At 65.9% G+C, this 19,691-nt stretch carries 17 protein-coding genes; 4 read left to right on the top strand and 13 right to left on the bottom strand.

The annotated features are described in order from the left end of the window. Positions 1 to 33: 33 nt before the first annotated feature. A complete protein-coding gene (locus AC0L3A_RS17190) occupies positions 34 to 165 on the bottom strand; it encodes a hypothetical protein (RefSeq protein WP_354127119.1) in 132 nt (43 codons plus the stop codon). Positions 166 to 303: 138 nt separating this feature from the next. Here AC0L3A_RS17190 and AC0L3A_RS17185 point away from each other — a divergent pair, with 138 nt between their 5' ends. Continuing rightward, the gene (locus AC0L3A_RS17185; protein ID WP_219683392.1) at positions 304 to 480 is read left to right on the top strand and encodes a hypothetical protein; all 177 of its coding nucleotides are present in this window, start codon (positions 304 to 306) and stop codon (positions 478 to 480) included. A 96-nt stretch (positions 481 to 576) separates the two neighbouring features. Beyond that, positions 577 to 699, top strand: a complete 123-nt coding sequence (locus AC0L3A_RS17180) for a hypothetical protein (protein WP_007599008.1) — start codon at positions 577 to 579, stop codon at positions 697 to 699. Between the two features lie 69 nt (positions 700 to 768). Here AC0L3A_RS17180 and AC0L3A_RS17175 read toward each other — a convergent pair whose 3' ends face one another. The 10 genes from AC0L3A_RS17175 to AC0L3A_RS17130 form a co-directional block, all read right to left on the bottom strand. Beyond that, on the bottom strand, positions 769 to 1,128 hold the full coding sequence (locus AC0L3A_RS17175) for a hypothetical protein (protein ID WP_219683375.1): 360 nt from the start codon (positions 1,126 to 1,128) through the stop codon (positions 769 to 771). 201 nt (positions 1,129 to 1,329) lie between these two features. Beyond that, a complete protein-coding gene (locus tag AC0L3A_RS17170) occupies positions 1,330 to 2,247 on the bottom strand; it encodes an MBL fold metallo-hydrolase (RefSeq protein WP_473254827.1) in 918 nt (305 codons plus the stop codon). Between the two features lie 127 nt (positions 2,248 to 2,374). Beyond that, entirely contained in the window at positions 2,375 to 3,157 is a 783-nt protein-coding gene (locus tag AC0L3A_RS17165; protein ID WP_473254826.1) for a 3-hydroxybutyrate dehydrogenase, read from the bottom strand. 34 nt (positions 3,158 to 3,191) lie between these two features. Beyond that, positions 3,192 to 4,364 (bottom strand): patatin-like phospholipase family protein, encoded by a 1,173-nt coding sequence (locus AC0L3A_RS17160; RefSeq protein ID WP_473254825.1) that lies wholly within the window; start codon positions 4,362 to 4,364, stop codon positions 3,192 to 3,194. Between the two features lie 32 nt (positions 4,365 to 4,396). After that, positions 4,397 to 5,194, bottom strand: coding sequence for an acetoacetate decarboxylase (locus AC0L3A_RS17155; protein ID WP_007599014.1), 798 nt, complete (start codon positions 5,192 to 5,194; stop codon positions 4,397 to 4,399). A gap of 77 nt (positions 5,195 to 5,271) precedes the next feature. After that, complete coding sequence (locus tag AC0L3A_RS17150) at positions 5,272 to 6,477, bottom strand: NAD(P)/FAD-dependent oxidoreductase (protein ID WP_473254824.1); 1,206 nt, start codon at positions 6,475 to 6,477, stop codon at positions 5,272 to 5,274. 104 nt (positions 6,478 to 6,581) lie between these two features. Then, positions 6,582 to 6,872: a hypothetical protein gene (locus tag AC0L3A_RS17145; RefSeq protein ID WP_007599017.1), complete on the bottom strand. Its 291-nt coding sequence runs from the start codon at positions 6,870 to 6,872 to the stop codon at positions 6,582 to 6,584. 98 nt (positions 6,873 to 6,970) lie between these two features. Continuing rightward, entirely contained in the window at positions 6,971 to 7,930 is a 960-nt protein-coding gene (locus AC0L3A_RS17140; protein ID WP_007599018.1) for a helix-turn-helix domain-containing protein, read from the bottom strand. 342 nt (positions 7,931 to 8,272) lie between these two features. Further along, the gene (locus tag AC0L3A_RS17135; RefSeq protein ID WP_473254823.1) at positions 8,273 to 10,936 is read right to left on the bottom strand and encodes a bifunctional diguanylate cyclase/phosphodiesterase; all 2,664 of its coding nucleotides are present in this window, start codon (positions 10,934 to 10,936) and stop codon (positions 8,273 to 8,275) included. Between the two features lie 139 nt (positions 10,937 to 11,075). Continuing rightward, complete coding sequence (locus AC0L3A_RS17130) at positions 11,076 to 11,777, bottom strand: TolB-like translocation protein (RefSeq protein WP_473254822.1); 702 nt, start codon at positions 11,775 to 11,777, stop codon at positions 11,076 to 11,078. A 183-nt stretch (positions 11,778 to 11,960) separates the two neighbouring features. On the opposite strand from AC0L3A_RS17130, the gene AC0L3A_RS17125 reads away from it, so the two are divergent. After that, positions 11,961 to 12,968: a LysM peptidoglycan-binding domain-containing protein gene (locus tag AC0L3A_RS17125; protein WP_473254821.1), complete on the top strand. Its 1,008-nt coding sequence runs from the start codon at positions 11,961 to 11,963 to the stop codon at positions 12,966 to 12,968. A gap of 316 nt (positions 12,969 to 13,284) precedes the next feature. Beyond that, positions 13,285 to 14,580: a Spy/CpxP family protein refolding chaperone gene (locus AC0L3A_RS17120; protein ID WP_473254820.1), complete on the top strand. Its 1,296-nt coding sequence runs from the start codon at positions 13,285 to 13,287 to the stop codon at positions 14,578 to 14,580. Positions 14,581 to 14,682: 102 nt separating this feature from the next. On the opposite strand, the gene AC0L3A_RS17115 is transcribed toward AC0L3A_RS17120, so the two are convergent. Together AC0L3A_RS17115 and AC0L3A_RS17110 are read right to left on the bottom strand one after the other, a co-directional pair. Then, on the bottom strand, positions 14,683 to 17,130 hold the full coding sequence (locus tag AC0L3A_RS17115; RefSeq protein WP_473254819.1) for an adenylate/guanylate cyclase domain-containing protein: 2,448 nt from the start codon (positions 17,128 to 17,130) through the stop codon (positions 14,683 to 14,685). A 286-nt stretch (positions 17,131 to 17,416) separates the two neighbouring features. Continuing rightward, positions 17,417 to 19,498 (bottom strand): AsmA family protein, encoded by a 2,082-nt coding sequence (locus AC0L3A_RS17110; protein ID WP_007599025.1) that lies wholly within the window; start codon positions 19,496 to 19,498, stop codon positions 17,417 to 17,419. Positions 19,499 to 19,691 lie beyond the last annotated feature (193 nt).

Here is a 19,691-nt window from a genome sequence, read left to right as displayed (position 1 = left end):
TCGATTGATGCCGAAATGGTATCGGTGGGAGGCTTACCGTATCGCCGCTGTGCGGGAGGGCAGATGGGGCCCGGGCGGGGTGTGGGGCGGCCCGAGCACGGTCCACACGGTGACCGCGAGCAGCGCGCAGGTCAGGATCGTCCAGGCGACAAGTCGTTTCCGCATCGGGCCGAATCCGTCAGTCATATGAATGAGAATGCTCCCGGGGGTGGGCCTGGCGATCGTGCGCTGCAAATCGCGGCTATCCTATGAACTCGTTCACAGGCGAACCGAACCAATGCCGCGCGAGCGCATTGAACCGGCATGCCCCGTGAAAACGATCTCGAAGGTAAGCCCGACATGGGCGGCAAGCATGGCGGTCAGGCGGGCCAGCCCAAGTCGCCGCCGCGCCCGCGTCAGGCCGAGCGCGATGAGGACGTCGTGGCAAAGCGCCACACCGGCCAAACCGATACCAACGCCGCGCCGACCAAACCAAAATAGCACCTCGCCCGCGCCGCTCGCGGACTGGGAACGGCAGCCTCGCCTTGCCGTTACCCTGATCCCGCGGGCGGAGCAGATCGAAACGGAGGCTGGCACGTGTTTTGGATTTATTGGGACACCGCCTGGTCGCTCATCATCAGTGGCATCATGTTCGCCACCATCGTCGCCCATCCCGACGCCGAGTTCGTCGAGATCCACGCGGCCAAGCAAATCAAGTGAGCCCGCGCGTCCGGTTCAAGGCGCATCGTTGCATGCTGCGCCGCGCCCGGGACATTAGAATTCAAAATCTCAAATCATGCTGCCGGGCATGAAGCAGCGGATCTTGGCGCGGCCGTTGACGTAATACGGCCAGACCATGGTGCGGCCGGCGCGGTTTGGCTCGGTGATCACGGTGTCGTCCGGCACCTCGATCCAGTCGCCCAGGAGCCTGACACGATAATGTCCGTTGCTCGTGTCCCAGTCGACGTCGTCCAGGGCGGTGCCGTCGGCGTCGGCACAGCAGGGACCGCCGCCCTTGCTGTGCAGGCTCTCGAACCAGCCCTTGAGGGGAGAGTTCGCGTAGCGACCGTCGTCGCGGGCCTGCACGGACGGGCCGATCATGGCAGCAACCGCTACGAGAGTGATCATCCTGAATGCCGCGATCGCCATATCTCCTCGCTCGATCTCGCGCGCGCAAGAGCGCAGACGAGGAGCCGCCTGCGCTGCACGTGACGCAATGCCGGCTGGCGCCCGCTGATCGGGTTCCAGCCGTCTCAGCAGGGCAACCGCGAGGGTCGATGTTTGATCCTATTTTCAAGGGCGCGGACTTATCGAGTCCGCGCCCTGCTTCAGCCCTAACCCGGCAAGCGGTCAGTAGTCCCAGAACACCGGCACCCAACGGAAGGCCTCGCCGTCGGCTGCCACCCGGCCCACGGACGGGAACGGCAGGTGCGTCGCCACCAGCATTTCGCCGGTCTCGGCAAGCTGTCGCAACAGATGAACGCGAACGCGCGCGGCCTCCTCGGGGTCGTGTTCGAAACCGTTAAACCAGTCGGGTTGCTCGAACCCGACGGCAAACACGGCATCGCCGGCGAATGTCAGCGCGTCATCGCCGGACGCCATGCGAACCACGCTGTGTCCGGGGGTGTGACCGCCGGTGCGACGGGCGATGACGCCGGGCGCAATCTCGTGCTCGTCATCGAACAGCCGCAGCTGAGGGCCGTACTCCTTCAGGAACTGCTTGGCGGTCGATCGAAGCGCGTCCGGAAACCCTTCCGGCATGGCAGTGCGGGAGAAATCAGGCTTTTCCCAGAATTTGACCTCGGCGGCCGCGACATGGATACGCAGGTCCTTGCGCAGCTGCTCCTTCACGCCGTCGACCAGCAGGCCGCCAATGTGGTCCATGTGCAGATGGGTCAACACCAGATCGGTCACCGCCGAAAGATCGATGCCGGCGGCCGCCAGTCGCCTGATCAACTGTCCGGCGCGCGGCAAGTTCAGGTTCGGGTCCGAGCCCAGTCCGGCGTCGATGAGGATGGTCTTGCCGCCGCTGCGGACCATGACGGCGTTCAGCGCCCAGTCGAAAGCGTCCTGCGGCAGGAACATGTCGTGCAGCCAGGTCGCCCGCACCGCCGGGTCAGCGTTGTGCGCGAGCATCTTGGTCGGCAGCGGCAGCACGCCGTCGCTGACCACCAGCACGTCGATCTCGCCGATCTTCAGCGCGTAGCGCGACGGAACGAGCTCTTCGGGTCCCGATGACACGGGATATGAGGTATTGTGCAGATTCATGTTGGTCTCCTGTTCGAGCGTTGGGCGCTTGGTTGGTGTTGACTCTGGCTGGTCCTGGTTGAGCAAGCCGCGCCGCCAGGGAGAGCGCGGCCGTCATCGCTTGGTGGATTAGAGGCTCGTCACGCGCTCATTGCGCGGTCCAGCCGCCATCGACGGAGATCGTCGTCCCGGTGATCTGGTCGGCCGCGGCCGAGCACAAGAAGGCGACGGTGCCACCGATCTGCTTCGGGGAGGCGAAGTCCAGCGACGGCTGCTTTTCGGCGAGAAGCTCGTCGGCTGCTTGCTTCTGGCTGATGCCTTTCTCCGCCGCGATGTCGCTAATCTGTTTCTCCACGAGCGGCGTGCGCACCCAGCCGGGACAGACTGCGTTGCAAGTGACGCCGCTGCCGGCGGTTTCAAGCCCTACCACCTTGGTAAGGCCGACGAGGCCATGCTTGGCCGCGACATAGGCTGCCTTGTGGGTGGATGCGACGAGGCCATGCGTGGAGGCGATGTTGACGATGCGACCCCATCGCTGCTTTTTCATCTGAGGCACGGCTGAAGCGATGCCGTGAAAGGCGGCCGACAGATTGATGTCGAGAATGGCCCTCCACTTGGCGGGTGGAAACTCCTCGATCGGCGCGGTGAACTGGATGCCGGCATTGTTGACGAGGATGTCGAGCCGTCCGAATTTTTCGATCGCCGCCTCGATCATTCCGCGCACGGCCTCGCCATCCGACATGTCGGTGCCGTCATACGCGACGCGCACGCCGTCCTCGCGTTCGATGCCGGCCCTGATGTTCTCGATTGCTCCCGGTTCGCCAAAGCCGTTCAGGACGATATCGGCGCCGAGGCTGGCCAGCTCTCTTGCGATCCCGAGGCCAATGCCGCTGGTCGATCCGGTGACGATCGCTACTTTGCCTTTCAACATGAAAAACTCCTTTCGATGATGGTTGCCGGCGACGTCAATCGCGGCGGTGAATGTCGTGGGTGACGATGCCGAGTTCGGAAGGCGGCGGCTCGAGGCGCCGTCCGTCGGCAAGCGTGCGGCGGATGTCGTCCCGCCCGCTTTGCCAGTGCGCGCGCATCGCCTTCGGTCCGAACTCGTAGTCCTTGGAGTGACCCTCATGGAGCTTGGACTGGTAGATCAGGTGGATGATGTTGTGGGAGCGGTGACGGGCGAGCTCGGCGATGGCGTGCATCTCCGGATCGTTTCTTGCGGCCTCCGGCAATCTGTCGATCGTCCGCTGCAGCGCCTGACGCATCTTCTGCATCCGCAGCGCCTGGTCGGTGACGGCGCGGGTGCGACTGGAATACTGAATGTCCTTCTGTCGGCTCGAAACCTCCATCATGTCGTGCGGCACGCGGCCCCGCGCCGACCAGAGATCGATCTGGAACGTCAGCGTGTCTTTCGCATCGCCCGACAGCACGCGGGAGAGAGGCGTGTTGGAGACCACGCCACCATCCCAGTAGTGCTCGGAGTCGATTTCGACGGCGGGAAATCCGGGCGGCAGCGCGCCCGAGGCCATGAAGTGTTTCGGACCGAGCCGCCGCTCGGCTGTATCGAAATAGGTGAGATTGCCGGTGCGGACGTTGACCGCGCCGACGCTGACGCGCACTTCGCCCGAGTTCAGCCGGTCGAAATCGACCAGCTGTTCCAGCGTCCGCTGCAACGGCGCCGTGTCATAGAAGCTGGTCGACGCGTCGCCCGAGAAGGGCGACCACAAGGGCGAGGGGAAGCGCGGCCTGAAGAAGCCGGGCTGGCCCTGGAACAGCGCGCGCATCGCGGCAAGCGTGTTGTGCAGGGAGTTGAAGTCGAACGCGAAGGGTAGCGCGCCGGCCAGTCCCTCGCCGGCAGGCCATTCCACCGGGGTTGCGCAGATCGTCTCCCAGAACTCGCGCAGCCGCGCCACGCGCTCGTCTTCCGGGGAGCCCGCGATGATGGCGGCGTTGAGCGCGCCGATCGAGATGCCCGCCAGCCAGTTCGGCCGGATCCCGGCCTCGTGCAAGCCTTCGTAGACGCCCGCCTGGTAGGCGCCGAGCGCGCCGCCACCCTGCAGCACCAGCGCAACGACGTCGTAGGGCAGCGGATTGATCGGTCGTGCGGAATCGATTTGTTCGCGCGTCACGTTGAACATGGCGACTACTCCTTGCAATGCGACCCGTTCGGTCAGCCGGCCTGTGTTTCGGTCAGGATTTCAGCTTCGGCTCCACGCGATCGCGCCACCGCGGACCGCTCCAGATAGTCGTGCACCACGGTGCCTAATCCGAGCGTCAGGTCGGCAACGATATGCTTGGCCGAGAGCACCTGAAGAACCGGCAGCTCGGCGACCGGCGCGAGCGCGTGGGAGAAGAGATCGAGCGCGGCGGGCCCCGTCCACGCGCCCTTCACCGTCACGTCTTCGAGATGGAAGCGGACCAGCTCGCAAATGCGCGCGGTGCCGTCGACATGCGGAATGATCTTCAGCAGGAAATTTGGCGCGATGAGCTTCCGTGCTTCGGCGGAAAGATCGAGGGCGCGATGCTTGTAGCCCATGGTGCCGGTGGCGATGCGCACCGAACCGTAGTCCAGCGTACCGACCAGGGTATCGGTCTCGACGGCCAGCTTCGGCTGGGCCAGCTTCTTGGGAAAGCCCCACAGCTCGCGGCCACCGGCGATCGGCGGATGGTCGTTGAGGAACATCTGGTGGACGAAGCTGCCGGTCTGGCCGCGGAAGGACACCGGGATGATCTGGCCGCTTTCCGTGTAGTCGCCGAAGCCGGTGGAATCGGGCATGCGAATGAATTCGTAATTCACCACAGGCTCGGTCAGCTCCAGCGGCTCCGGCACGATCCGGCGCAATGCCTCTGGGTCGGTCCGGTACTGGATGATGAAATATTCGCGATTGATGAAGCGATACGGGCCGGGCGGGAAAGCCGGGTTCGTCAGCGGCATCGCGAACGCGAGGTTGCGGATCTGCTGGTTCATGCTGTGGGCTCCTGATTGATCGGTCTGCAGTGGCGGCCGCGCGCCCCGCGGGAGCGCGGCCATCATCACGTGGGCGTCTAGACTTCGGTCACCCGTTCCGGATCGGCCGACGCGAGCGCCAGGGCGCGCTCCGCCTTCGGCGGATAGATCCAGACGGTGTTGATCTCACGCTTGGTCTTCTTGGCGACGTCGCCGACCAGCTCGACCTTGCGCTCCCATCCGCGTGTGAACAGCGCACCGGCTTCGCCAAGGTCGAGGCACGTGACATAGGCCTTCTGGTGGTAGGGCCTGGTCGGAACGCCGAGCAATTCGGCCGCGGCGTTGTTGCCGGCAAAGGCACCCATCCGCGTGGCGTGCTGGCACGACATCAGCGCGTAATTGCCCTCGTCGTCGCAGGCGGCGCGTGCTGCGTCGCCGGCCGCGAAGACACCCTGAACGCCTGGCACCTGCAAGCAGCGATCGACCAGCAACCGTCCGAAATTGTCGCGCTCGGCGGGAATCTGCCCGGTCAACGGCGCCGCACGAATGCCCGCCGCCCAGATCACCGTCTCGGTTTCGATGTGCTCACCGCTGGACAGGGTGACGCCGCTCTCGTCGAGCGCGGCGACGCCGGCGCCGAGCCGTGTCTCTACGCCAACCTTGCGCAAGGCTTCCTCGATGATGGGGCGGGCGCCTGCACCCATGTCGGGTGCGATCGCAGTGTTGCGATCGACGATGACGACGCGCGTCCTGGCATTGGGGCCCAGGATTTCGCGCAGCCGCGCCGGTATTTCGGTGGCCGCCTCGATCCCGGTGAAGCCGCCGCCGGCGACGACGACCGTGTCGCGTCCGTTCACGGCAGGCCGCTTCGCGAGACCATGCAGATGCTTGTCGAGCGCAACGGCATCGTCGAGCGAATCGACGCTGAAAGCATGCTCGGCGAGGCCCGGAATGTTCGGACGGAACAGCCGGCTGCCGGTGGTCACGACGAGGCGGTCGTAGGACAGCGTCTTTCGCGCGCCCTTCGCGGGCGTGATCTGCACCGTTCGGGCCTCGGTGTTGATCCTCTCGGCGCTGCCCTGGATGTAGTCGACGTCGATCGCCTCGAGGACGTCGAGCAGCGGGGCCGTCAGGGTTTCCGGCTTCGGCTCGTAGAGCCGCGGACGGACCACCAGCGTCGGCTCCGGTGAGACGAGCGCGATCTGCAGATCTTGCGGCGAGACGCCTCGGATGTCGCGCAGCCGGGCTGCGGAAAGGGCGGCGTACATGCCGGCGAAGCCGGCGCCGATGATGATGAGTCGCATGGATTCTCTCCTTGGTTGCTTTTCGAAAGACCGCGCGCGACCGCGCTGCTGCGTTGGGGGCAGCGTCCGGCGTCGGCGCGTGGAGGTGGGTTGGGTCGCTGGTCTTAAGGCGCGATGCAGCGTGCCTGCAGCGAATTCGGTGGCCGGCCGTAGCCTAGGACAACGGGCTGAAGCTCACTTCGACTCCAGTCCTGATAGGGAAGGCCGGGGCCATTTCGGATCATGATGGAAACGGGCGGCTGTGCCGGGTGCATGGTGTAAGCTGGAATTTCCACTTCCTCGCCCGTCGCCGACGTGAAGCGAACGGCCAGCGAGAGTCCGTACAAGGTCGCGGTCGCAAGGCTTCGGCGGCGTGAGGCAATCAGCCGTCGGTTGACGAAGTTTTTCCAGGTCATCTTTGGTCTCCCTCGATTGGTCTGGACATGGAGATGATGTAGCTGACCCGATTTGCCGGTGCCCCAGCGCGATTGCCGTCGTTGTCGAGAGATTGCTGCTAACGCATGCGCCTGCGCCAATCGCTCGGCGTCTCGCCCGTCAGCTTCTTGAATGCCGCGGCGAAGGCGGTCTGCGAGGAGTAACCAAGCGCCGCGGCGACCGAGACGATCGATTCGTCGCTCTCCCGCAGCATGTTCATGGCCTGCTCGAGCCGGTGCTGGCGCAGCCAGGCATGCGGCGACAGCCCGGTGCTCTCCTTGAAGGACCGGCAGAAATGGAAGCGCGATAGCCCGGCATCGGACGCCAGCGCATCGAGCGAGACGTCCGCTTCGCTATCGGAGCGCAATCGTTCGATTGCACGGAGCAGGACCTTCGGCGCCAGTCCGCCCATGGTCGGCTGGAACGTGGTTGGCGAGCCTGCATGCGCAGCCAAAAGGCGCGTGGCCAGAAGATCCGTGAGCTGATGCCGGAACAGCGTATCAAGCACGCCATGGCTCTCCAGCGAATCCGCCGCGCTCAGGAGCAGTCGGGACGTGATCGTGTCGGGATGCGCCGTTCGCTCAATCAATTCGGCGGGCCCGGCGGTTCCGGCCTCGCCGGCGATGCGCTGCAGCGTTGCGTCGGGAAGGTAAAGCTGCACGACGTCGACGGGCTTCGGAATGTCCCATCGGGAGCTCGACCCTTCCGGAACGATGTTCACGACCCCCGGACGAAACGTGCCGATCGAGATCGATTTTCCCGAGCGCCGCTCCATGCGCTGCATCACGCCTTTATGCGCCATGACCACGTGGTGGCGCATGGGCTCGACGACGTCGTGCAGCGGATCATGCTTCCAGTGCGCGATACCGGCACCCGAGGAGTCCAGCGCCACGCGAAACGGCTCGGTCCTGAGCACACGCGCCATCTCCGCGTCGGCGGCGCGCCGTTCGGACGTCGAGCGGTCGTCAGGCTGTGCGTCGGGTGCGGGCGGCAAGCCCTTGTGCGAGGGATTGCGCATGAGTGCAATGTTCCCGGTCATGGTGTGGCTCCTCCTGATCAGCTCGGGCTCTCGATCAGTCGTCCGCATTTGTACGGAACGGCGCGTGTTCTATGCGCCGCGATTGCGGTGCGTATTTCCTGAACCCGGCATGCTTTGTCCGATCCTGCTCCAAGCCGGCCCGCGCTTTCGCGAACGCACGGCGGGCGGGCGGGGAGGGGAAGTGCTTGTAAGAAAAGGGGGGCAGGCCGCCACACGGCCGTCACATCGACGTCGCGATTGGGCACGCTTGTGGCGCGGGATGGCCGGATTTCGAAGCGGACAAGCCTTGTCCGATTCTGCGACACATCCTCCAAACGGCGGGACCGGATGACCGGGGCGCCGCTACGCCGCGGCCGCCTGTGCCGACAACAGCTGCTTCAGTTTCGCCGCCGGCACGGCAGGGCTGAACAGCCAGCCTTGCATCTGGCTGCATCCGAGCTGGAGCAGCACCGCGCGCTGCGCTTCGGTCTCGACGCCTTCGGCGGTCGTCGCCATGTGGCGGGCGGCGGCCATGTGCACCACCGCCTGCACGATCGGCGAGGAATCCTCGGGTTCGCCGATGTCGCTGATGAAGCTGCGGTCGATCTTGATCTTGTCGAACGGAAAACGATGCAAATAGCTCAGCGACGAATAGCCGGTGCCGAAATCGTCGAGCGCGATGCGCACCCCGAGTTCGCGCAACTGCTGCAGGATCGTCAGCGCCTCCTGGTCATCGCGGATCAGGACGGTCTCGGTGATCTCGAGCTCGAGCCGTCCGGGCGCGAGCCCCGACTCGGCGAGCGCGGCTGCCACCTTCAGCGCCAATGTCCGCGAGCGGAACTGCACCGGCGAGACGTTGACCGCGATGTCGATGTCGCCGGGCCAGCTGGCGGCCTCGAGACAGGCCTGCCTCAGCACCCATTCGCCGATCTCGCCGATCAATCCGGTCTCTTCCGCAACCGGGATGAAATCGGCGGGCGAGACCATGCCGCGCTCCGGATGATGCCAGCGCAGCAGCGCTTCGCAGCCGGTGACGACATTGGCCGCGAGATCGACCAGCGGCTGGTAGTGCACCTCGAACTCGCCGCGGGCCAGCGCCTGCCGCAGATCGAACTCGAGCTGGCGGCGCAGCCGCGCCTTGGCGTCATATTCGGGCGCGAAGACACGGAAGGTACGGCGGCCCTCGGATTTTGCCGCATACATCGCGAGATCGGCGCGCTTGAGCAGATCATCGGGATTGTCGCCGTGGTCGGGTGCGATCGCGATGCCGATGCTGGCATCGGTCGGGATGTCCTGGCCGTTGCAGTCCACGGGCGCGCGCAGCGCCTTCAGGATCTGCTCGGCCAGGGCCGTCAGCTCGGCGTCGTCGCGGGTGCCGGCCTTGACAATGGCGAATTCGTCACCGCCCAGCCGCGCGACCATGTCGTTGCCGCTGACGCAGGCGCGCAGGCGGTTCGCGACCTGGCGCAGCAACTCGTCGCCGACCTCGTGTCCCAGCGAATCGTTGACGCCCTTGAACTCGTCGACGTCGATATAGAGGATCGCGAACGGCTTGCCCTGGGCAAGCTCGGCGACGCGCCGCTCCAGATGGCCGCGCATCAGCACGCGGTTGGGCAGGTCGGTCAGCGCGTCGTAATGCGCCATATGCGCGATGCGCTCGTCGGCGCGGATGCGCTCGGTGACGTCGTCATGTGTCGCGAGCCAGCCGCCGGCGGCGCCGGGCTGGTTCTTGATCTCGATCAGGCGGCCATCGGAGGTCTCGACGATCGTGCTCTGCGTCTGCCCGGCATCGCCCAAAATGCGGTCGCAATAGGAATCGACGTCGCCGTGGAACGAGCCGGTGTCGTGGCGATGCCGGATCACCTGGCGGAAATATGCGCCCGGCTTCACCACATCGGCCGATAGCCCATACATCTCGATGTAGCGCCGGTTGCAGACGATCAGCCGCTCGTCCTGGTCGAACATCAGGAGGCCCTGCGTCATCGTGTTCATCGCGGTGTCGAGCTGCTGCTTCTCCGCGGCGAGCCGGCGCGTCATCTGGCGGAAGATGAAATAGAGCGTCAGCACGAGCAGGCCGATCGACAGCACGGCGACGGCCACGAAGAATTTCGTTTGCGTGTGCCATGTCGCCAGCGCCGCATCCAGCGACTTGGTCGCGACCACGACCAGCGGCTCGCCGGTCAGGAGGCGTGCGGCGACGATGCGATCCTTGCCGTCGATCGGGCTTGCGAGCTGCATCGTGACGAAGGTTCGCTCGAACACCGCCATCTGCTCGCGCGTGCCGTTGCGGAAATTATGCCCGATCATCGCCTCCACATGCGGAACGCGCGCGAGCAACTGGCCGTTCTGGTGATGCATCGCGATCGAGGAATCCTCGCCGAGCCCGCTCGAGGCGAAGAAGGATTCGAGTTGCTCCGGCGCGACCGCCCGCGAGACCAACCCGAGGAATTCGCCGTGGGGGCCGGAGACGCGGCGCGCGAATACGATGACCGGTCCGCTGCCCAACCGTCCGGGCACGACCTCGACCTCCTCCTGCGAAGCCGGATCGTTCTTGAGGCGATCGAAATAGCCGCGGTCGGCGACCGAAACATCGGCGACCGGCCAGCGCCGCGACGAGTTGATCAGCACGCCCTTGGCGTCGAACAAATTGGCGCCGGCGACGTCGGACCAGCCGCTGGCTTTGGCGCGCAACACCTCGTGCATGGCGAGCGTGCCCATCTCGCTGCGGAAGACGTCTGCGGATTCGATGCCATGGCTTTCGAGTTCCGCGATGATGCTCTTCTGCAGCACCGCAAAATCCTCGAACTCGCGGTCGAAATGGCGGGCGAGCAATCGGACCGCGCTCTCCACGCTGTCACGGCCGCTTTCAATTGCATTCTGCCGGAAGCGGTCGACGGTGAGCGCGGTGCCGATCGCCATTGCGGCCATCAGCACGAAGCCGCCTGCGATCAGCCATGTCAGCGGCGCTCCGCGCCAACGGCGCAGCAACGCGCGCATGCGCGCGCTCCATCGGATCGATGTGCCCATGCAGTCCTCCCGTGGGATGCAAGATGCGGCAAAACCGACAAGAGCGCGTTACCAGTGAGGGTTAGAAAAGCATGAATCGGAACGGAATCAGAGGGTTGGTTCCCTCGCTTGTCTGAAGGCGCGGTGGACCACGGTTCCCTCAGCGTCGGATTTCCCATCTCAACGCTTCCGCATTGGACTTGGCGAACATCGATGGCACGTCGAAAGCCCCGGTCTTGAGATCATAGCGGCAGCGCCAGTCGGCCAATCCCTTCACGGCGACGTTCTTCGGGTGCTTGTCCATTTCGCCCGACAACGAGATCACGAGGTAACGGTTGTCCGGCCAGTGCACGCCAAGGCCGCGATAGGCCTCTTCGGTGCCTTTCACGAGATTGGCCGAGATGTGGTAGTCGAGCTTCATCTTCCCAGTGTCCGGCCGGCCGTGGAAATAGGCCCAGGCCAAGTCGCTGAGCGAGGTCTTCGTCGCGCTGACGAAGGCACCCTTCTCGGCATGGTAGAGATAGAGGTCCTGCTCGCCGGAGCCGGTCTTCTGCATCCGCACCAGCCATTGCGAGTCGGGGGTCCAACGGAAGCCGGCCCCGTAGCCCTGCTCGGGCTTGAGCTCCGTCATCTGTTCGCCACGCCTCGTCCAGGCCTGCCATTTGACGTCGAAATCCCCGCCGTCCTTCATGTACTGCTCGATCCCCGTGGCGCCGTCGGGTGAGGTGAAGGCGAGATCGGCATTGTCGGTGAGGATGTAATCCGGCGGCGGGCCGGACGCGGCGAGCCCTGGAGTTGCGGCCATTGTCAGGGCAAGCACCAGCCCAACAGGCCATTGTGCGGGACGGCAAAATGCGTTCACGGGACAATTCCTCGAGAAAAATGCCGCGATGCGGCCTTGAGCATTTGACACCGGCGGGGGTGCGTCGGTTCATCTCCGTGCCGGCTCATCATCCTATCGACCGTCTTGCTGCCGTGACCAAAACGGCGCACCTTGCCGGGCCGATTGATTTGCAAAATTCTTCCTGATCAAGGTTCGTTTCCGATGGTGACCGCATCCAAGGCCTTCATTGCATTCTGTCTGCTCGCGGTGGGCGGCACCGTGCTAGTGGTCGGCCCCACCGAGCTGCGTCGCCTGCTGCCGAACGGGGCGAAGACCGACATCGCCGCCAAGCCCGAACTCAAGGTCGAGCCCAAGCCGGAACTCAAGCCGGAAGAGCCCAAGCTCGCCGCGGTCGCGCCGCCGGCGCCAGCTGCGTCTCCGGCACCGGCCCCCGAGCCGAAGGCGGGTGCGCTGGCCGAGACGCAAAAGCAGGTCACGGCCGCGCTTGCCGATCTTGCACCGGTCAAGCCGCCGCCGGCGGTTGCCGATAGCGGCCCCCGCTTCGACGTCGCACGCGTCGACGATCACGGCGAGGCGGCGGTGATCGCGGGCCAGGCGACGCCGGGCGCCAAGGTCGAGCTGTTGCGCGACGGCAAGCCGATCGACACGGTGGTGGCGGATGCCTCGGGCCAATTCGTCATGACGCCGCCGCAGCTTCCCGCCGGTTCCTATGAGCTGACCCTGCGGGCGAAATCGCTTGACGGCACCGTCACGCAATCCGGCCGCAGCATGCCGGTGACGATCGCCGAAGCCGCGCCGCCGCCCGCGCGCCCTGCACCGGCCGCAAGGCAAGAGGCGAAACAGGAGCCGAAGGCCGAGAAGCCCGACGACAAGTCGGATGTTGTGGCATCGGTATCGGACAGGCCTGCGGCCCGGCCCCGAGTGATGGGCGCACCGAAACCAAAGGGCGGGTCGGGGGTGATGGCGCGGGCGCCCGCGGCCACGACCGTCGCATCGGCCTCGCCGGCTGAAATCGTCAGCGGTGCACCGGCGGAAACAGGCGGCAGCCGGGTGATCTCCCGCGGCGACAGCCTATGGGCGCTCAGCCGGCTCGCTTATGGCGACGGCGCCCGCTTTGCCGTGATCTACAACGCAAACCGCGCCAAGATCCACAATCCCAATTTGATCTATCCTGGCCAGACCTTCGTGCTGCCGCAGAAGGCGGAGTGAAGGCGGCGCTTCGCCGCGGCTCCTGCGGCCATCCTTCGAGACGCCCGCCTGCGGCGGGCCCTCAGGATGAGGAATGAGTCTGCGGCGGCATTCAACGCAGAAGGATGCGCTGCCAAGCCTCATCCTGAGGAGGCCGCGAAGCGGTCGCCTCGAAGGACGAGGCGCTCGCTCAGGCGCCGCCGAGACGTCCTAAGCAAATACCGCGACGCTTTGCCCTGTACGCTTCCGGAACATTTGGTTCCCTCGCGCGTCATTGTGATGCGACGCGATGCGCGCTTGGCGCCGGAGGAGGGCCAAGGTGGACAGGTCAGTGGTCATGTCGAGATCACGCTTGCAGCCTAGGCTGAGGCCGAGGCTACGGCTGGCGTTATCGGGCGTAACCCTCGTGATTCTGGCGGCGCTGTTGCCAGGTCGCGCCGAGGCGCAGTTCGGCTTCCGCGGCGGCCCGCTCGGTGTCGCGCGCTTTGCCGTCGGCCACATGATCGGCATGTCGCGCTTGCGCCATGCCCGCATGGCGGTGCGGGGCAGCCGATACCGGTCCGCAGCGTTGCGGTCGCAAGATCCGCGCGGCTCGGAGCGCGGCCAGCCTGCCAATCCTTTCGTAATGCGTGCGGCGATGACGGCGCAAGCCGCGCTGTCGGGCTGGCGTGGCGGCCGCCGTCCGCAGGGCTGGTGGCGCCATCCCGACGGCAGCTACGGCTGGGTCGGCCCGGTGTTCTGGCCATTCGCACATGACGACCTCACCACCGCAATCATCCTCGGCGATGCGACCAGCCTCTCGCTCTATGGCTATGGCGATATCTATGCCGCGATCTTCGCGCCCTATGCGGCCACGGAGCTTGCCGCCTACACCACGCCGCACGGCCGGCGCGGACGGCGAGTCCCGACCGCGGAGACGGTCTGCGATGCCAGCGACACCGGCGGCCTGCCGGTCGATCGCATCGCCGCTATCGTGCAGCCGAATGAATTGCAGCGCACAGCGCTCGACGAGCTTGCGACCACGTGGGCATCCGCGCGCGACACCATCCGCGCCGCCTGTCCAACGCAGGTCCCCGCGACGGCCATGGAGCGCCTCGGCCTGATGCGCGAGCGTATCGAAGCCATGATCAAGGCAACGGATGCCGTCGCGCCATCCCTCGCCAAGTTCGTCGATCTCCTCGACGACGACCAAAAGGCCAAGCTCGACAGCCTAGCCAACGAACGTCGCGCCGCGCTGGCAGCGATCCAGCAAAAGAATCCGCAGGCGGCATCGGCCTGCCAGGCGGACAGCGATCCCCGCTACGACGAGAAGCTGCAGCGCCAATACGAGCAGCTCATTCAGCAGCAATGGCCCGCGGCCGAGATCGCCTCCACGCTCAAGCTCGACGACACCGGCCGCGCCCGCCTCGACGTGCTCCAGGACACCACGCTGCGCACCATGGAAACGCTCAGCGCCTGTCCGTCACAGGCCGGACCGACACCACAGGCCCGCCTCACCGCCGCGAAGGCGCGGCTGGAGACGATGCTGCAGGCGGTGAACGGCGTCAGTGACGCGCTCGATGATTTCGAGGCGGACCTGAGCGACGAGCAGAAGGCCGGGTTCGAGGCGATGGGGCCGAAGCGCGGGGCGTGATCACCCGCACCGCTTCCAGCCCATTCCGTGCCCGCGTAAGCCATTGATCTTGCAGGCCCCGGCTACTGTGCATGGGGTTGTTTTCGCAGTTTTTTGTTTTGGCTAGCCGCGCCGCCTTGCCGCGGCGGCGTCCACCACGTTCTCGACCTCCTCGCGCCACGACAGAATCTCCATCGCGAGCACGGGGTGGTTAAAACCTTTGAGCACGAGATCGTCGAGCGCGCGGGCTTCGACCCAGGGCTCGACCATGCCGTAGACGCGGCGGCTGACGACGACCTGGCCGGCCTTGGCTTCGTCGCAGAGGCGGGAGGAGAGATTGGTGACGCTCCCGATCGCGGCATATTCGAGCCGCTGCTCGAAGCCGATCTGGCCGAGCGTGGCGTAGCCCATGGCGACGCCGACGCCGAATCCGAGCGAGTGGCCGCGGTTCTTCCATTTCTCGGTCAGGGCGCCGATCGTGTCGCGCATCTCGACGGCCATCTTCACCGCGCGCTTGGTGTGGTCGGCGAACTGGATGGGCGCATTGAACAGGATCATCACGCCGTCGCCGGCAAAGCGGTCGAGCGTGCCTTCATAGCGGTGGATCAGCTCGCCAAGCGCGGCGTGATATTCGCGCAGCACGTTCATCGCCTCTTCCGGCTCGGTCGCCTCCGTGAACGAGGTGAAGCCGCGCAAATCGCAGAACACGACGGTGACCTCGCGGCGGTGGCTGTCGAGCAGCGCATCGTGGCCGTCGGACGAGGCGATCAGCTGAGCGACTTGCGGCGCGAGGAAGCGTTCGAGCCGCTTAATGCGGCCGATCTCGCCGAGTTGTTTCTCGACCCGCTCTTCCAGCGAGCGGTTCCAGTTGCGCAGCTGCTCGGTCTGCTCCTGGAGCTTGGCGGCCTGCTGCTGCACGGTTTCGTGCGCAGCCGCGAGCTCACGGCCCTTGTGGTCGACCTCGGTGAACAGCCGCGCATTGCGCATCGCCAGCACGGCCTGGTTGGCAAAGGTGCGCATCAGGCCGATGATGCTGGCGGCGAACTCGCCGCTGGCGCGGCGCAGCACCACCAGCGAGCCGAGCGTGCCCTGCTGGTCCACCAGCGGCACCACCAGCACCGAGTGGAAGCCGGCCGCGATCGCGACGTCGCGCAGCGGCTGCTCGGAGGCCTGGTCGAGATCTGAAATCGCGATCGGTTCGCCGCTGCCGGCCGCATCGCTCAGGATATCCTGGCCCTCGTCGATGGTGACATGGGCGCCGTCGGCGGATTTGTCGATGCCGTTGGCCTCGACCAGCTTGAAGCGGCGCGCCTCGGCCTCATAGCCGTAGATCAGCACCGCGTCGGCATGGGTGATCTCGATGGCGCGCGCGGCGATCGTCGGCAGCACGGCGTTGAGATCGAGCGAGGCGGCGACCGCGCGGCCGACCTCTTCCAGCACCTTGAGCTCGTTGATCGACTGCGCGAGATCGCGGGTGCGCTCCTCGACCTTGGTCTCCAGATCCGAATAGGTCTCCTGGATCTGGCTGGCCATGCGGTTGAACTGGCCGGCGAGATCTTCCAGCTCGTCCGCGGTGTGCACCTCGATGCGATGGCTGAAATCGCCCTCGCCGAGCTTGTGCGCGCCGTCGCGCAGCGCCGTGATCGGAATGATCATGCGGCGCGCCAGAAGCGTGCCGGCAAGGATTGCGACCAGCAGGCCCATGCCGATCAAAAGCGCAATGCGCACCAGCTGGTCGCGGATCGGCATCAGGGCTTGCGTGGTCGGCTGCTCGAACAACACGCTCCAGCCGAGCTTCGGCACAGTGCTCGCGGCGCTCATCACCGCATGGCCGTTGAAGTCGGTGCCCGAATTGTCGGGCGCGTGGCCCGGTGCGACCGCGGCCGCAACCTGCGGCAGCTTCGACAGGTCCTTGCCGATTTCGGGCCCTTTCGAGGACGTCGCCAGCACGCGGCCGCGCGGATCGACCACATAGGCGAACGCGGCCTTGCCGACCTGGGCGTCGGAGAGGTACTCGGAGAGAAAGCTGAGATCGAGCTCGGCCACGGTGACGCCGGCGTTGAAACCGGAATGCGCCACCGAGATCGACATGAACGGTGTCCGGTCGGAGAACCAGGCCGGTGCGTAGCTGACGCCGCGGGCGACGGTGTCGGTGAAGCGCATGTCGCGGGAGAGGTCGGCATTGCTGCCGGTCGTGGTCGACTGGCGCGAGACGCGGAGCACCTCGCGGCCGTCGCCGTTGAGCTGGAACAGCTGAGTGACGACCGAGACCTGGTGCAGCAGCTGGGCATAGTCGGCGCGGCGCTTCTCGAGCGTGTCCTGGCTCGCCCGCGTCACCCAGCTGATCTGGCGCTCGAGCTCGGAGATCGACTGCTCGATCCGCCGCGCGGCTGCCTGCGCCTTGTCCTCGAGACCGTCGGTCAGCTGTGTCTTGGTGGCGCGGTAGGAGATCCAGCTCTCCATCGCGCCGTTGACGGCGAGCACGAACACGACGAGGCCGACAAGAGAGACGACGTATTTGGCGAACAGACCCTCGCGCAGAAACCGTGTCTTGTCGTTCGCTCCTGCCATCCCGATCCTCTCGCGCCACCATCAGCGCCGGCGCTACGGTCCGCACGGACCCTGCGAGCCTTCTAGCACAATTTGGTCCAGGGGACTGTGAAGGGACTGGTCAAGGGCCGGCCGAGCAGCCGGCGTGGTTACCCGTCTTGGTTATCCGCCTTGGACGCTGGGCAGGCGCAAGCATGGTGAATTGTCGCAGTCTCGTCCGTTTGGAGGAAGCCGCTGCCGGGCAAGCCGATGTAAGGGGATGGGCTTGGCAAGGGAGGGCTGGGAGTCCAGCGCTTTGGTCCTGCAATCATCGATTAAAGAGCTGTCGCAGCACGTCGTTCATCGGCTGGCTGTCCTGCTGCGCCGCCGGCGGGTCCTCCAGGGCGGGGGACGCCGGCGAGGCTTGCGGCGTCAATGGGGATGGCGCCGCAGGCAGGCTGCGGCTGCGGCCGGTGCCAGTGCCGGTGCCAGTCCCAGTCGCCGTGCCGTTTCCCGCGCCACCGGAAAGTCCCTGCTGGATCAGATTGCCGAGCGCCTCGCCCAGGGGGCCACCGAGCAAATTGTTCTGTCCGGCGGGCTGCTGGGTTTGCGGATTGGCATTGCCGGCCGCATTGCCGCCACCCGGCGCGGTGGTCCCTCCGAGACCAAGGCTGCCCAAGATGTTGCCGAGCCCGGCGCCATCAGCGCCGAACAGCCCCTTGCCCATCTCGCGCAGCTTGGCATAGGCGGCATCCGGATTGTCCAGCATGCCGGCCATGTCAGGATAGATCCGTGGCTGCGACCAGGTGCCCTGGATCATCACGGGAATGCCGAAGCCGACCGGCTCGGCGGCGCGACCCTGGCCTTCGGTCGTCATCACCAGCTTCGGCTCGACGCGGAAGCCCATCATCTTGGTGTCGAGTGCGATCGTGCCGGCGCCGGTCACGCGGACCAGCGGTCCGGTCAGGTTGAGATCGGTGGTCACCGCCTGGCCCTTGTCGATCCGGAACGACGCCGAGAGCTGCGACAAATCCGTGCTCTGCTCCCGACTGCTGTCTCCGTTTTCCTGCCAGCCGGACAGCGTGCCCGATGTCAGCGAGCGGATCATCTGTGCGACGTTGATGCCGCGAATGGCGCCGTCCTGGAAATTGACGAAGGCCGTGCCTTGCATGTTCGCCATCAGCGCGCGCTGGCTGGTGCCGGCGCTGCGCAGCGCGAGCTTGGCCTGCAGCTTGCCGTCGATCCGGTCGAATTCGGCGAGGCCCTGCAGCAGCGGCAGCGCGCGCACGCCGGCGAGGTCGGAATGCATGGCAAAGCTCGGCGCGCCGCTGGTGGCATCCAGGATCAATTCGCCCGTGACCTGGCCGCCATAGGCGCCGAGATTGGCGGTGCCGGCCTTCAGCACGCCGCCGGCGAGTTTTGCATCGACCGCCAGCGGCGCGAGGCGTGCCTCGCCGATCACCGCCTCATGCGCGGAGATCCTGATTTGCGCATCGACATAGTTGAGCGCGGACACATCGATCGGCGCATCGCTCCAGGGCTGGCCGGACGCGCCTTCCGGCGATTTCGCCAGCGGGATCGCGAGCCGCTGGAAGTCGAGATCGAGCTTGACCAGAGGCTTGCTCGCGATATCGACCGAGGCCCAGCCGTTGAACGCGCCGTCGCCGAGCGTGCCGCTCACGCCGTTGATCATCACGACGTCGCCGCTCAGCCGCATCTCGGCATGACCTGCGAGCCGGGACTTCAGCACGTCCGGCATGTCGATGGCGAAATCCACCGGAATGGTCGGCCGGTCGGCCGGCGGCGCCGGCGTGGTTGCCTTGATGTCGAACTTGGTCGGATGCTCGCCGACCCGTGCGGTGCCGGTGATGTTGACCTTGCGGTCGCGACCGACGATGGCATCGGCATTGACGGCGCTGATGCGGCTCTCGACACGATCGCGCATGCGCGCGAATGCGATCTCGCCATCGGTGACCTTGACGCGGTCGATGGCGGCGCCGTCGGTATCGAGCGCGACCGGCTTCGACGTGCCGCCGGCATTCGGCAGGCGTTCACGCAGCAGCGGCTGGTAGAGCACGGGATGGGTGACGACGAGTTCGCTGATCTTCGGGCGGCCCGACCAGACGCTCGAGAGCGACATGTCGGCCTGCACGCTGTCGATGGTCAGGCGCGTGATGCCGCTGCGGTCCTTGGGGTCGGCAAGCGTGAGGTCGTTCAGCGTTACGTTCAGCGTCGGCCACAGGCTGATTCTGGTCGTGCCGTCGATCGACAGGCGATAGCCGGTCGCGCTCTCAACACGCGAGGCAATCGTCGACGTCAGGAAGCCCGAGGGGATCCCGACCACCAGCAGGAGTGCGATCACGATGACGACGGCGGCCACCGCCGCGCCGGCGAATTTCACTGCTCTCATGTCGACTTTCCAGCGGCGGACGATCGGCGTCGAATCCGGCAGATGACCGTCATTTGCGCGCGTCCTTTGCGCCTGAGTTTATCCCGGGACGGGAAGCGGCTCCAAGCACGGAAAAATAGTCTGGGGGTGCTGCAAAGTTATGTGACTTATGGCACACTTCCCCGGCGCGGTTTTACGCGATCCTGATGTTGAT

The organism is Bradyrhizobium sp. MI1.3 (genome assembly GCF_055811695.1).
Note: the sequence above shows the minus strand (reverse complement) of the source record. Positions and strands in the feature narration are given on the sequence as shown.

Coding starts and splice junctions, on each gene's coding strand:
- AC0L3A_RS17190 (WP_354127119.1), bottom strand. CDS start 165: ATGCGGAAACGACTTGTCGCCTGGACGATCCTGACCTGCGCGCTGCTC.
- AC0L3A_RS17185 (WP_219683392.1), top strand. CDS start 304: ATGCCCCGTGAAAACGATCTCGAAGGTAAGCCCGACATGGGCGGCAAG.
- AC0L3A_RS17175 (WP_219683375.1), bottom strand. CDS start 1,128: ATGGCGATCGCGGCATTCAGGATGATCACTCTCGTAGCGGTTGCTGCC.
- AC0L3A_RS17170 (WP_473254827.1), bottom strand. CDS start 2,247: ATGAATCTGCACAATACCTCATATCCCGTGTCATCGGGACCCGAAGAG.
- AC0L3A_RS17165 (WP_473254826.1), bottom strand. CDS start 3,157: ATGTTGAAAGGCAAAGTAGCGATCGTCACCGGATCGACCAGCGGCATT.
- AC0L3A_RS17160 (WP_473254825.1), bottom strand. CDS start 4,364: ATGTTCAACGTGACGCGCGAACAAATCGATTCCGCACGACCGATCAAT.
- AC0L3A_RS17155 (WP_007599014.1), bottom strand. CDS start 5,194: ATGAACCAGCAGATCCGCAACCTCGCGTTCGCGATGCCGCTGACGAAC.
- AC0L3A_RS17150 (WP_473254824.1), bottom strand. CDS start 6,477: ATGCGACTCATCATCATCGGCGCCGGCTTCGCCGGCATGTACGCCGCC.
- AC0L3A_RS17145 (WP_007599017.1), bottom strand. CDS start 6,872: ATGACCTGGAAAAACTTCGTCAACCGACGGCTGATTGCCTCACGCCGC.
- AC0L3A_RS17140 (WP_007599018.1), bottom strand. CDS start 7,930: ATGACCGGGAACATTGCACTCATGCGCAATCCCTCGCACAAGGGCTTG.
- AC0L3A_RS17135 (WP_473254823.1), bottom strand. CDS start 10,936: ATGGGCACATCGATCCGATGGAGCGCGCGCATGCGCGCGTTGCTGCGC.
- AC0L3A_RS17125 (WP_473254821.1), top strand. CDS start 11,961: ATGGTGACCGCATCCAAGGCCTTCATTGCATTCTGTCTGCTCGCGGTG.
- AC0L3A_RS17120 (WP_473254820.1), top strand. CDS start 13,285: ATGTCGAGATCACGCTTGCAGCCTAGGCTGAGGCCGAGGCTACGGCTG.
- AC0L3A_RS17115 (WP_473254819.1), bottom strand. CDS start 17,130: ATGGCAGGAGCGAACGACAAGACACGGTTTCTGCGCGAGGGTCTGTTC.
- AC0L3A_RS17110 (WP_007599025.1), bottom strand. CDS start 19,498: ATGAGAGCAGTGAAATTCGCCGGCGCGGCGGTGGCCGCCGTCGTCATC.